General features: G+C 40.6%; 11 protein-coding genes. 2 read left to right on the top strand and 9 right to left on the bottom strand.

Features of this window, described 5'->3' with window-relative positions; genetic code table 11:
- Window positions 1-68: 68 nt before the first annotated feature.
- From D3P07_RS12435 to D3P07_RS12400, 7 genes are all read right to left on the bottom strand, one after another.
- Window positions 69-1,217 (bottom strand): hypothetical protein, encoded by a 1,149-nt coding sequence (locus tag D3P07_RS12435; protein ID WP_119800531.1) that lies wholly within the window; start codon window positions 1,215-1,217, stop codon window positions 69-71.
- A 168-nt stretch (window positions 1,218-1,385) separates the two neighbouring features.
- Complete coding sequence (locus D3P07_RS12430; RefSeq protein ID WP_182914290.1) at window positions 1,386-3,014, bottom strand: beta-barrel domain-containing protein; 1,629 nt, start codon at window positions 3,012-3,014, stop codon at window positions 1,386-1,388.
- 33 nt (window positions 3,015-3,047) lie between these two features.
- Window positions 3,048-5,267, bottom strand: a complete 2,220-nt coding sequence (locus tag D3P07_RS12425; protein WP_259391469.1) for a peptidase domain-containing ABC transporter — start codon at window positions 5,265-5,267, stop codon at window positions 3,048-3,050.
- Between the two features lie 891 nt (window positions 5,268-6,158).
- Window positions 6,159-6,416: a hypothetical protein gene (locus D3P07_RS12415; protein WP_119800527.1), complete on the bottom strand. Its 258-nt coding sequence runs from the start codon at window positions 6,414-6,416 to the stop codon at window positions 6,159-6,161.
- A gap of 25 nt (window positions 6,417-6,441) precedes the next feature.
- The gene (locus D3P07_RS12410) at window positions 6,442-6,711 is read right to left on the bottom strand and encodes a hypothetical protein (RefSeq protein WP_119800526.1); all 270 of its coding nucleotides are present in this window, start codon (window positions 6,709-6,711) and stop codon (window positions 6,442-6,444) included.
- 110 nt (window positions 6,712-6,821) lie between these two features.
- On the bottom strand, window positions 6,822-7,298 hold the full coding sequence (locus D3P07_RS12405; protein ID WP_220482020.1) for a hypothetical protein: 477 nt from the start codon (window positions 7,296-7,298) through the stop codon (window positions 6,822-6,824).
- A 254-nt stretch (window positions 7,299-7,552) separates the two neighbouring features.
- Window positions 7,553-8,389 (bottom strand): helix-turn-helix transcriptional regulator, encoded by an 837-nt coding sequence (locus D3P07_RS12400; RefSeq protein WP_119800525.1) that lies wholly within the window; start codon window positions 8,387-8,389, stop codon window positions 7,553-7,555.
- A 435-nt stretch (window positions 8,390-8,824) separates the two neighbouring features.
- Here D3P07_RS12400 and D3P07_RS12395 point away from each other — a divergent pair, with 435 nt between their 5' ends.
- The gene (locus D3P07_RS12395) at window positions 8,825-10,222 is read left to right on the top strand and encodes a sensor histidine kinase (protein WP_119800524.1); all 1,398 of its coding nucleotides are present in this window, start codon (window positions 8,825-8,827) and stop codon (window positions 10,220-10,222) included.
- Entirely contained in the window at window positions 10,215-10,832 is a 618-nt protein-coding gene (locus tag D3P07_RS12390) for a response regulator transcription factor (protein WP_182914289.1), read from the top strand. Before D3P07_RS12395 ends, D3P07_RS12390 begins: the two co-directional genes overlap by 8 nt.
- 295 nt (window positions 10,833-11,127) lie before the next feature.
- On the opposite strand, the gene D3P07_RS12385 is transcribed toward D3P07_RS12390, so the two are convergent.
- Together D3P07_RS12385 and D3P07_RS12380 are read right to left on the bottom strand one after the other, a co-directional pair.
- Window positions 11,128-12,117: a ring-cleaving dioxygenase gene (locus D3P07_RS12385; RefSeq protein WP_119800522.1), complete on the bottom strand. Its 990-nt coding sequence runs from the start codon at window positions 12,115-12,117 to the stop codon at window positions 11,128-11,130.
- A 13-nt stretch (window positions 12,118-12,130) separates the two neighbouring features.
- Entirely contained in the window at window positions 12,131-12,583 is a 453-nt protein-coding gene (locus D3P07_RS12380) for a MarR family winged helix-turn-helix transcriptional regulator (protein ID WP_119800521.1), read from the bottom strand.
- Window positions 12,584-12,653: the final 70 nt, after the last annotated feature.

The raw sequence follows: 12,653 nt of genomic DNA, 5'->3' as shown, positions 1-12,653 counted from the left end.
CACAAAGGAAAATATACCACATTTTATATGAAATACCTACATCTCTTATATAATAAAATTTGAATATTTCACAACAAAACACCCAGAACTGCTATACGTTTTTTTTCATTCCAGATCGAATCGTCAATCTGTAATTTCTTATGATTAATCTCAAGCCTCTTAAGCTTGTACGCTACTTCTTCCACTTGCTTAATTGTAACTTGACCGTTTGCGAGCAGCTTCTGATAATCCTTTTGCTGACGTTTAAGCTCACTTAGTTCAGATTCAATCTCAGCTAGTTGAGATTCGATCTGATCCTTCTCCGAATCTAAAATAACCATTTTTTGTTCCAGCAATTGATCTATCGCTGTTTTTCGTTCTGTCTCTACTACCATCACCGTCTTCAAATAGTCCGCTAATAGAGGATTGTCCATGTTGGCCACCTCATGCTGTGCTTTGGCATGACGAATAGCCTCTTCTGCTTTTTGATGATCAAACTGTTTTTTAAGTTCAATCTTTGATTCAACAGAAAGCTTATCAAGCTTCATCTGATCATAGGAAAGCAGAACAAGCTTGTCACTTTGATCAAGCCCCAACTCCTTTCGAAACAATTGCAGTCTGCTTTCGTACTGTTCTGTCAGCCTCTTTACGTTTTGCTCATAATCTTTTACAAGCTTCTTCGCAAGATCTACATCAATTTGCGTTGAACGTCCTGCCTGATATAGCTTAATCGTATCTCTTTCTTCTGTCTTAACGGCTTGGATATCTAGCATTGCCATATCTTTTTCTAATTGAATCTGCACAAGCTGATAGTAACTTTGCATGGCATAAAATTGTACGAGTAGTGTAATGCGCTCCTTCTCCAGCTTCGATATTGTCAATCGGTAGGAGCTGTCACTTATTTGACTGTCTAGTGCGTCGATCTGCATTCGCCATTGCTGAACGCCAGCAGTATATTGATACTGAGCCTGTGCTTCTATCATTTGATTCATAGATGCATTAATCATACCTTGTATGACGAGCAAGGAATCGATCTCCGCCTTCTCCTGCTCCGTAAGCTGTTCGTAACCTGGTACCAGCAATCTGAGCTCTTCCAATGTAGCAGGGAGCTTCTGGACTAGAGGATTTTCATAGCTGCCAATCGCTTTGCGTTGTGCCTCTACATGCCTTAACTGCGCAGCTTCCAGTTGTATTTCCAGGTGCTGTTGTTGCGCGGCAGTGTAATTTTTGGCGGCCAATTCGAATATCTTCTCCCTTGTCAAAATAATTTCACTAGATTTATTATCGTTGTCTACTGCAAGAATAGGAGAAGGAAAGATTGAGCAAGAAATGAATATCAGCGCCAGGATGAAACCGAGCTTTATCCTTTGATATTTATGAGTCCAAGCTTCTATTGCATTCCCCTCCTATTCTTTTAAATTGATTTTTTCTAACAAGAAGTGAATGATCTTCTTTGAATCGGTTATGACATAAGCCTCGGCAGTCATACCAACCCGTATCTCTCCACTCTCTCCTTTACGATTAACTAAAGGCTCATTCGCTATGGAAGCTTCCACACTATAGTAGCTTCTGCCATCCTGTTGAACGATAGAATCTGTACTAATAGAGTTTACTGTTCCTGTCAAGGAACCAAAGCTCTGTTTAGGAAAAGCGTGGAAGTTCATATCGACGTTTTGGCCTACGACGATCTGTCCAATCTCATGATTAGGAACGGCGATGCTCATTTTATACATGGATTCATTGACAGGAATGATGGACAGCAACGGCTCTCCGGGTTGTACAATGTCGCCAGTATTCAACTCTTTCAACACATGGACGATACCCGATATTGGAGCATGTATGCTTTGCTTATCAATGGCTAACTTCAATTGCTCAACCTGGTCCTGAAGCGCTTTTAGAGACTTCTCCTTCTCATCAATTGCTGCTCCAATTTGTACAATCCTATCCAGTCTAAACTTTTCAAGATCAATTGCCGTTTTTTGCTCTATGCCTTCACTTTGCGTCTCCAGGCTTTGGTACTGATCGCGCAGCTTTTCTTCTTCAAGCTGAAGAGCTTCCTGCTCCAACACAGTTGGCGAATCTTCAGCATTCAATTGTGCCAAGGCGCGACGGGCTTCCTTCAACTTTGTTTCATATTCTTCTATCCGGCTTTGAACGCCTAATAGGGACTCTTGCTCGAATTGCGATAGCTGCAGCTTGGCTGCCTCAACCTGAGCTTTCTCTGTCTCCAACTGTGATTTGGATACAAATCTTTCTCCCAGTTCAATGGATTGTGCTAGCTTGGTTTCATTCTCACGAACGGTAGTATTCAACTGTTCGAGTCGAAGCATAAATTGATTAAAGCGTTCGGTTCTTAGCAAATCTGCACCCGGAATAACATTTTTCTTATTCTCGATAGATTGTTTGAGCTGTTTTTCAGCTTCAAGATCCTTTTCCAACTGCTCAATATTCCGATTATATTCGGATTTACTTTGAGCATTCTTTTGATTACTTGATCTCCTATTAAGCGCTACGTTTTCATTGGCCAGCAATGACTCGCCTTTGGCCTGCTCGATCTGACGCTTGCTATTTTGAAAATCTATTTCCTTTTGTGAATACTCCAGAAGGTATTGTTCAACCAAATGGTAATAAAAATCTTCATCTGAAATGGACTTATTAAATAAGTTAACATGACCCACTACACTTTCCTTATAACGTTGTAGAAAAAGTGTTTCTTGTTGCAGCTTTGTCAACTCTAAACCCTTGTTTTTCAGATCCAATTCCAGGCTTTCATGTTCGAAACTAATAATCAAAGCGCCTTGTTCGATCATCTGGCCTTCCTTCACGTGAATGGTTTCAATCGTTCCAGTAGCTGTGGTTTGTATGTTGCTTACTTTTTCATTAGGACGGACTATACCGGATGCCTTTGCTACTTCGTCAATTTCACCAATAAAAGACCAGGTCAAACCTGCAACTAGCAAAAACAACACGACACTTATAAAAATGGTGATCGCTGGATTGGTCCTGGCCTCCATAATCTCTCTGCTGTCCGTCATCTCGGACATTTCTCTTATGACTGCTCGCATACGCTATCCTTCACCTACCCCAACCACAAATTTCAGTTCATTGGCAGGGGATTGATCCAGGCCTGGCAGTTGATCTTTCCACAGCTCGTAATATTTCCCTTTAACAGCCAGGAGCTGCGCATGCGTACCTTGCTCAAGAATACGCCCCTGATCCATCACATATATTCGATCACAACGCATAATCGTACTTAGTCGATGGGCGATAATAATCGTCGTCAGATTCTCAAAACCATTAATCGTTTCTGAGACAGCTTTCTCTGTAATGGAATCCAGATTGCTTGTTGCTTCATCCATAACCAGAATATCCGGTTTTTTGAGAATCGCCCTCGCTATCGCAAGTCTTTGCTTCTGCCCGCCGGAGATATTGGTTGCATTCTCTTCCAGCATTGTCTGATAGCGAAGCGGAAAGCTATTAATAAACTCATGGGCTTGCGCCATCTTGCAGGCATCTACAATTCGTTCAAAATCAATCGACTCATCTACGCCAAGGCATAAATTCTCACGAATCGTTCCGCTGAAGAAGAAGGTGTCCTGCGGAATATACGCAATCCTTTCCCTTAAGGAATCTAGATGAATATCTCGGATGTTGTGATCGTTGATTAAGATATCGCCTTTCTCATGTTGATAAAATTGCATAAGCAGCTTAATCAACGTAGTTTTGCCGGACCCGCTTTCACCTACAAAAGCGATCTTCTCGCCTTGTTGAATTGTCATGTCGATCGACTGAAGCGTTAATGCACGAGTTCCATATCGGAAGTCTACATGTTGTAGACGAATATCCCCTTTTAAGCTGGTTGGCTGAAGCTTCTTATCTTCTTGCTCGCTCTTCTCCGTCTCGAGGTCCAGAATTTCACCAAGTCTATCTGCTGCAACAACAGCAGTCTGCAAAGTAGGCTGGAGATTAATTAAATTTTGAATAGGGTCCAAGAAGTAAGCTAGCAATGCATTGTATGTGATGAGCTGTCCCATCGACATGTTGCCCTCTATAACCTGTACGGCCCCTACCCACAAAATAACAACGCCGCCAATAGACTGTACAAGACCTTTCAGCGATCCCTGCACGTTATTAAATATGCCAAATTTGAAGACAGACTTCAGAAAGCTCACAAACTTCCTCTCTGTTTCAAAATTAGCTTTCGACTCTGCATGATACGCCTTGACTGTCTCGATTCCATCTATTGATTCAACTATATAGGACGTAAGTTGAGCATTCTTCTCCATTTGTTCTCTATTTAGACGATCGAAGGGTTTGTGAAAGCCCCAAACTAATGCAATATATAAAGGAATAAGTAAAAGCGTTACGCCAAACAATAGAGCGCTTTGAGAATAAAGAATAAATCCTCCTGCAATTACCATAAGTACATCGATCATTATTGTTAATGTTGCACTTGAAATTGCATCCCTAACTTTCGAAGCATCCATTAGCCTTGAGATTATTTCGCCTGTCTTCCTTGCACCAAAAAAGCTCATCGGAAGCTTTAATACATGGTGGTAATAACCAAGAATGAGCGAAATGTCCAGCTTCTGGCTTAGAAATAACATTAAATGAGATCGAAAAGCGTTTAGCAGAACTTTAAATAAATATAAGACTATTATCCCGATAGAAAGTATATGCAGCGTTTTTTCTAGACTGTACGGCAATATCTCATCCAGAAGGAATTGAAAATAGAAGGCTCCAAGAATACCTAGAATCGTAAAAAGTAATGATGCCAAAAAGATGCCTAAGATCATTCTCTTTTGAGGCAGAAGTAGACCGAAGAACCGCGAAAACAAACCTTGAGTTTCGTTGCCTTTGCGAAACTGAGGCGTTGGTACCATGAGAATCAGTACACCCGTCCAAACTTGAAAAAAAACTTCGGGTGAATACTTAACAAGTCCATTCGCCGGATCGGCTATAAGGACTTCTTTTTTTGATATTTTATGAATGACGACATAGTGAAGCAGCATACCATCAATAACAACATGGGCAATAGCAGGCAACGGAAACTCCTCGAAGAAGGCTTCCTGATTGCCTTTGACCCCTTTCGCAGTGAAACCTAATTGCTCCGCTGCTTTGATCAGACCATATGCGTTAGTGCCCTGTTTGTCTGTTCCTGCAATTTCACGAATTTTCGATATTGGATATTTAAGTCCATATTGACGTGATATAGTTCCAAGACATGCTGCACCGCAATCCTTTATGTCTTGTTGTTTAATGCAATAAAACTTTTTTATTATCTGCAACTTGATGTACTCCTTAATATCAAAATCTATCATATAAGTTTACAGAATCCTATTCTGGATCATTAGCGTTGCATAAAACCTCATAACTTGAAGTGAACGAATTTTCGGAAAATATTTTAAGGTGAAATGAAAAAGGACAGACAGCCCTTATAGGTAGTCCTTCCATTTGGTTGATTTATGTAGATTTGTCATCAGCATGAGCAAGCAAAATGAATCAGAGAAATCCAAATCTGGTTGACCTCGGCATAAAGGAGTTCATACAATTGGGTTTGGTCGTTTTCTTAACTTCCGTGACTTTTGTTTTCGAAATTAGGCCCGCTTGAACTTCTGCAAACACAAGGTCACGGTAGTCGAGTCGATGATTTTAAGCTTGTAACGGTGAGGCACAGCACCATGGCGAAACATGACAAGCTTGGCCAATCGTTAGAATACCTGTCGCAATAGTTCGGAATCGACTTGCTTATGCTATCTACTGAGTTGCGATGCCGTTATGGGCACAGCATGTCGTCAGCGATGTGACGCAAGCCTTCACGGTTCTGCAATGATGCGGGCAGGAACAGCTTCAAATACGCTTCAGTTATTTTTCTCGATTTTTCGTATCTATTTTGTAACAAACAAAAGTGAAAATAAGTGTAAAAACACCTATAATAAACAATACTCCATCTAAGTTTCTTTTAAAGGATAAGAAGTTAACTAACAATACAATTGTCAATATACCAGATGCTAACATGGAGAATTTATAAGCTTTAATTTTTTTTTCCATTACCCTTGTTACCTCCCTCAGAACAGATATCCAATTATTCTCGAAATACTTAATGTTCAATTAAAAATTGTGAAAGAAGGAATTCATAATGAATTCCTTCTTGCACAATCAAAACAACTCAGGATTAATTACTTTAAGTTCGATGCAATCTGTGAAACACCTGCAGCAATAGCCCCTACCCCAAGTCCTATTGAGGCAGCACCTGCATATTTTGTAGCCATTGTAGGCTCAGGAGCAGCGAATAATGCTGCACCACCAACAACACCCGCTACGCCTGCAACTACCGTCGCTATACCACCAATAACGCCCCAAACACTACCTGCATTTACATCGAAAAGCGTGAATTCATTTAATTCAACAAAACCATGAGAAATAGATAGTTCCATATCCTTCATCCTTTCTTAATTGAAATTATTTTTTTGTCGCATAATCTAACAAGTTTGCGCCGTAACTCACCATAGTAGCTGCTGTACCAATCCCTGCAGCTACCCCTACTACAGGTGTACCTACAACGCTTCCACCAATTCCCGCAAGTATTCCTCCCAAGGGAGCAGCTCCAATTAAGATTGCTCCTGCTGCTCCCGCAAGACCCTTCCAAATATTCCCTCCATCCACAAACATCATTTCGTCACTTGTCAACTCAACAAAATGACTATTCTTCATTACCAGTGCATTTGTCATTTAAATCCTCCTTAATATTTTCTTTATTTTTTTATTTCAATTGTAATCCTGATAGATAGAGACATAACACTTTGAACTATGTATCAAGGATTTACAACTAAAATCATTAACTATAAAATTGATGGATTCACTCCAATATAAACATCTACAATCATATCATCCATGGATTGCCCAGGATGTAGTTCAACAATATTTACATTGTATGCTACTGTTATCAGTTGCAAAGCATTTTCCCTAGTATATTGATCTATCTCGTTATATGTATTCTGTAACGTATTGGGATTGCCCTCATGTCTAGCATAAACTGCATTCACGAGGTGAAAGACATCTTTAAATTTATATATACCATGCAATTTCGCAGGCTTGTCTAGAGGAACCAAAATCTCCATATCTAATAGTTGTTGTTCATTTGACTGCTCAATTGTAAAGGTAGCCGTTACAATCGGACCATTTTTTTTGAGACCGTTCTGCTCAAGGAGTTTACCAATATTCATCATTTCCTGTTGTATTTCTTGTTGTGTCATTTTTTTTCTAAGCGACAACACATTCTCAATTTTAAATTCTCTTCCCGTTTCCACTATTATCATAAGTTATGTAATTCTCCCCTCACAAGACTCGAGATATCGTTAGTCATCCACTTCAGAGTTAATGAATCCTCAACCAGGTATATCTCAAATGATCATGACAGATTTGGCTGCAAAAGATATCTGTTAGAGATCGGATAATTTGTGTTAATTTTGAAGTTATATAAAAATTAACACAACTCAACTTTAAGGTATATGTCCCAAATAGGATATATGACCAACTCTCACTTGGGTAAGAATCATTCCCAATGAAAATACTAAATAAGTCCATTTAGAAACTTCCTAATAAATTGACCCTTGTCAGATACTTCTGTTTTTCGATATATTTTTTTAACCACATTTCTAACAGTTCCCTCTGTTAAACCTAGTTCACTAGCAATCCGTAATGCACCATAATTTTTTAGCCAAAAATATCCAATTTCTTTTTCTCTTGGCGAAAGTCGATAGGTTTGAAAATGCTCGTAGATCGATTTCTGTTGATCTTGTTTCCCTAATTCCTCTTCAATGCTTTTAAGCGTAAAAGCGAAAAGCCCTGCCAATAAGAGATGATCTTCTTGAACCGAAAATGACATATCCAAATAACCGATAATTTCGCCATTTTGTCTAACAGGACTACAAAAACAATCCCATTCCTTGAACAGTTTAAAGTCATGTTCAGCCCCGGTTAAATATACCCAGTCCATTAATTCTATGGAGATGCTTATTGCGTTCAATCCTGCATTTTGTATGGTAAAAACGGAGCCTGGTCCTAAATTGTGATTTCGATTCAGGGTATTAACAAGCTCCTGAGGGCCGGAAACGGATAAAACAATGCCTTCAGCAGAAGTTAGAATGAATAAAACTGATTTAAACATACCGGACACTGTGCTTTCACAATGCCTGTTAGCCACACTTATTAATATTTCACTACTCTTAACGTATTGCTTTAGTACATCCTCTTTTAATCTTTCTTTCATGTTAGATTGCATGTTGTAATGATGTGCATCGTCCAGTCGTTGCTTAGCCCAATTCTTTAACAGCGTGGTATCTAAAGATGTTATTGTCCGCCAGGGCTGTATAACCTTCTCCGTTTCAAATTCAAACGTTAAAGCCACAGCAAATCTCAACTCCCTCTCAAATGCTTCTTAAATACATAAAATAGGACTATCTAATGATATTAATAGTATAATAGTTCTATTTTTTCTGATAAACGAAAAAACAAATCGTATTTTCCGAAATCTGAATTGCGTTGTTATTATTATGAATATTGATTCAAGAACTGAGTAGTCCTAAAAAATATAGTACTCTAGTTCACAGACCTTCATCAGACCTACAGGTTAGCCCGTTTTCCCATATCGAGCACGTGAATCAGAAATGATGTAATAACAACCCCCTCACTAAGAAAATTAGACCACTTCCATTGAAAATTATTCCAAAGTTGTATACTATTATTTATGAAAATAGTACTAGTCTTCTTCTTGGCTTTACATTGAGTGGTAAAAGCATTGCATTATTATCAAAGCCTAAAACTTAGAAGCCGAGGTGGCTTGATGGTCATAACGTTTATGATTTTATGGATCTTAACCATTTTAATGATTGTTTTTGATTGGAAGACGGTTTCTACCAGATGGGCGGCGCTTATTACCTTTTGCGGGGGCTTTGGAGGGTTCGGGAGAGCCTGGACCGAGACATTCATGCCTTCTCTTCGCAAATACCAGATGAGTGCTGATTTTTTGGAGAGTATGACCATTCCTCTGTACAATATAGGCTCATTCACCAACACGAATGGTTTGCCATACGCTTTTCTTATGTTCGCCCTATACTACTCCAACTATGCTTCAAAGAAAGCTTTGCGACGATTGTCTATAGCAGCAGCGCTGCCGATGATCATTATGTTTTGGATTACTCCATTTCAACCCATTGTTGATCATAACTATCATTTGCTGCTTGTCTGGGTTGGGCCTTATGTTATACTCGGTTCCGTTCTTTTAATCCATGCTTACTCAAAAGAGAGCAGTCCCATTCTGAAAAGAAACAAGTTGGCAATCATGTTATTGGCTTTGCCTCCTGTCATTTTCCAATTAATATCGAACTATATCCTTCGACTGTTTCATTATGAAGATGCCTGGAGATTTAATATCATCTCCATCTCCGTTTTGTTTCTGATTTTCTCAATTTTTATTTATAAGTGGGGGCTGTTTGGATTCAAGGTCCACATCGAGAAAGTTCGAATGAACAGCAATTTGCGCACCTTAACGTCCGGTATTGTGCTCTTGCAGCACACCTTAAAAAATGAACTCGGCAAAATTAACATTCTTTCCGATCAAATCGCTCAAGTCAGCAGCAAGCAAAATCTGCATGAGATTGAACAAAATATTAAATACATTCAATCTACCTCAAAGCATGTATTACATATGATGGATCGCTTGCACCATCATGCTCAAGGAATCGTTCTATTCGAGAAGGAAACCCCCTTAATAGAGCTTATTACCAACAGTGTTGTTTCGATGCAGTCAAACCTCAAAAACAAATCCATACAAATACATGTATCCGTTCCCGATGACCTTATCATCATATGCGATCCAGTACTTATGCAAGAAACTTTTCAAAATATCATATCGAATTCCATTGAAGCCTCGCATGCCAATACTAGTATCCATATAAAAGCTAAAATGATTGGCGAGGAGATCTGCATGGAGTTCAAAGACAATGGAACTGGCATAACCAAAGAAAACATGCTGTATGTCTATGATCCCTTCTTTACAACCAAAGGATTGAAATCAAATTATGGATTGGGTCTAACGTACTGCTATAAAGTAATTGAAGCTCATGGAGGGGTACTGCAGATTACAAGTGAAAAAGGAAATGGGACCTCTGTTCGTATTAATTGGCCGAAATTCAAATCGATTATACATATTCATCATGAGACGAGGGATATATATGCCTGAGATTAATGTTTTGCTCGTTGAAGACGACCCTATTTGGCAGAGCGGCATCAGTCACTATATATCGAAAGAGTCAGATATGAAAATAATTGGTGTTGTTGATACAGCAAATGAAGCCCTATTACAATTTCAACATGCGGATGTCGTACTTATGGATATCAATTTAACTGGAAACAATCTGGATGGCATTCAAATTGCTGCAGAAATGATTCGTATAAAACCCGTAAAAATCATCATGTTGACGGTGCTTACCGAGAAAGAAATTATATTGGAAGCATTCAGCGCAGGCGCCATTCACTATATGTCCAAAACAAACTATAAACAATTGCCCGCCATCATTCGAAGCATCATGCATGACCATATGCCGATTAAAGTATTGCTCCAAGATTATGCACGTCTCATGGCAAACGATTTACTTAAGGATTTAACTCCAGCCGAAAGAGAAATATTCGAACTTCTGCAACAAGGATACTCGCAAAAAACAATTGGACAGATGCTATTCAAAGCAGAAAGCACGGTTAAAAATCAAATCAGCCAAATTCTAAAAAAGCTAAACGTCCGCTCAACAAAGCAAGCTTTGAAAAAATTTGAGCGATTAAAGATTCGACAATAAATGCTCTTTCCATTCGCGAGTCTCGTTCCCGTCCATTAGCCTTAAGCAAATTCTATAACAAGGTTAGAAATGCTCGATATTTATTATTCAATTGAAGCACTTTTTAATTCTATAGAGATGGTCTTATATCTCTCAATTACGATTACTGCGGCCACATTATTTATTTCTAAAAAGCTTAAAAATAGATAATTTCCTGTTACGTTGCTTAAAGAGCTGCCAATATATTGAAAGGCGCTTTCTTCTACTCCATTTGAGAGCAGATGAAAGCGCCTTTTGAGATTAATCTATTTTCTGATTACTCTTTTGAAGTATCAATCGGCTTCAATCCTGCCTCAATCCGCACGCGATGGGGCTCCAGGAATGGCGGGAGCGACAACGATTCGCCCAGATGCTCCAGTTCCTCATCGGTGGCGAAGCCCGGACCGTCTGTGGCAAGCTCGAACAGGATGCCGTTCGGCTCGCGGAAGTAGAGCGACTGGAAGTAGTAGCGTTCCACAAAGCCGGAATTGCCGATGCGAGCCTTGTTTAGATGCTCCGTCCACTCGCGAAGCTCCTTCTCGTCCGCAACCCGGAATGCGACATGATGGACACCGCCTCTGCCCTGACGCTCGCGAGGCAGGTCCGTCCGCGTCTCCAGATGAATCTCCGCGCCAGTACCTCCTTCTCCTGTCTCGTATACGAGAATATCTGGCTGGCCTTCGACAAGCGCCGGATAGCGGCCTCTTCTGCGGAACCCCAGTACGCTCGTCAGGATTAGATCGGTCGGTTCCGGATTCGCTACCGTTAGATGAACGGGACCAAGGCCGATAATCGCATGCTCCGCAGGCACAGGGCTCTTCGCCCATGGCGTTCCTCCTGCTACCCCGCTATTCCGCTCATCCGAGACGAGAATGAACCGCTGTCCTTCTTTATCTCGAAAAGCTAGCGTATGGCGTCCGGCTCTCACCATAATATCGTCGTGCTCTACGCCAAAGGAGGCCAGTCTCTCCTTCCAGTATTGGAGCGAATGATCCGAAGATACGCGAAGCGAAGTGGCCGAAATACTGCTTACGCCTTCGCGGTTCGGCGCCGCCATTGGAATTTCGAAGAAGGTCAACTCCGTTCCAGGGCTTCCCGTCTCATCGCCATAGAACAGGTGATACATCGACGTATCGTCCTGGTTCACCGTTTTTTTCACCAAGCGAAGTCCCAGCACCTCGGTGTAAAATTTATAGTTATCCGGTCCGCTTGCCGTAATCGCCGACACATGGTGAATACCTCTCAACACATTTCCTTGCTGTTGCATCTTAATTCCTCCCTTATTCTGTTGTTCTAGCACTTAGCTTTTTGAGCAAATGTAGGAGCTGTTCCTTTTCTTCCCGATCAAGCGCCTCAAAATGCGAAGCCTGAAACCTCTCCTGCACCGGAACCACTTGTTCATATAAGGCCTTGCCTTTATCCGTTAGCGACACATGCTTAACCTTCCATTCCTGCTCCCGCTGGATGAATCCCGCTTGCTCAAGTCTGGATAGCAGCTGTGTAATATTCCCTTTCGTGACGAGCAGCTTCTCGGCCAGCTGTCCTTGCGTCAACCGCTTATTCAATCCGATTTGTGCGATCACATCGAATTGCGCCACCGTCAAATCCCATGCTTTCAAATGAAGCTCCGAATCGCGAACGCTTTGACTATAAATGCGCGAGAAGCGGTACCATATGAGGAGTGCCAGCCGCTCATCCCGTTTGTCCGATTTGGCTTCAAGCTCATGCTCCATAGGTTCACCTCGATTGTGTTTTATATTATCAGTTTAGATCTAAACTGATAAATCGTCAATCCCCGACCTC

The sequence above is a fragment of the Paenibacillus sp. 1011MAR3C5 genome, from assembly GCF_003591485.1.
GTDB lineage: Bacteria > Bacillota > Bacilli > Paenibacillales > Paenibacillaceae > Pristimantibacillus.
Note: the sequence above shows the minus strand (reverse complement) of the source record. Positions and strands in the feature narration are given on the sequence as shown.

What these genes read in the sequence shown, in the direction of transcription:
- D3P07_RS12430 (WP_182914290.1), bottom strand. Translation starts at nt 3,014, where the DNA reads ATGACGGACAGCAGAGAGATTATGGAGGCCAGGACCAATCCAGCGATC.
- D3P07_RS12385 (WP_119800522.1), bottom strand. Translation starts at nt 12,117, where the DNA reads ATGCAACAGCAAGGAAATGTGTTGAGAGGTATTCACCATGTGTCGGCG.
- D3P07_RS12405 (WP_220482020.1), bottom strand. Translation starts at nt 7,298, where the DNA reads ATGATAATAGTGGAAACGGGAAGAGAATTTAAAATTGAGAATGTGTTG.
- D3P07_RS12410 (WP_119800526.1), bottom strand. Translation starts at nt 6,711, where the DNA reads ATGACAAATGCACTGGTAATGAAGAATAGTCATTTTGTTGAGTTGACA.
- D3P07_RS12390 (WP_182914289.1), top strand. Translation starts at nt 10,215, where the DNA reads ATGCCTGAGATTAATGTTTTGCTCGTTGAAGACGACCCTATTTGGCAG.
- D3P07_RS12395 (WP_119800524.1), top strand. Translation starts at nt 8,825, where the DNA reads ATGGTCATAACGTTTATGATTTTATGGATCTTAACCATTTTAATGATT.
- D3P07_RS12415 (WP_119800527.1), bottom strand. Translation starts at nt 6,416, where the DNA reads ATGGAACTATCTATTTCTCATGGTTTTGTTGAATTAAATGAATTCACG.
- D3P07_RS12380 (WP_119800521.1), bottom strand. Translation starts at nt 12,583, where the DNA reads ATGGAGCATGAGCTTGAAGCCAAATCGGACAAACGGGATGAGCGGCTG.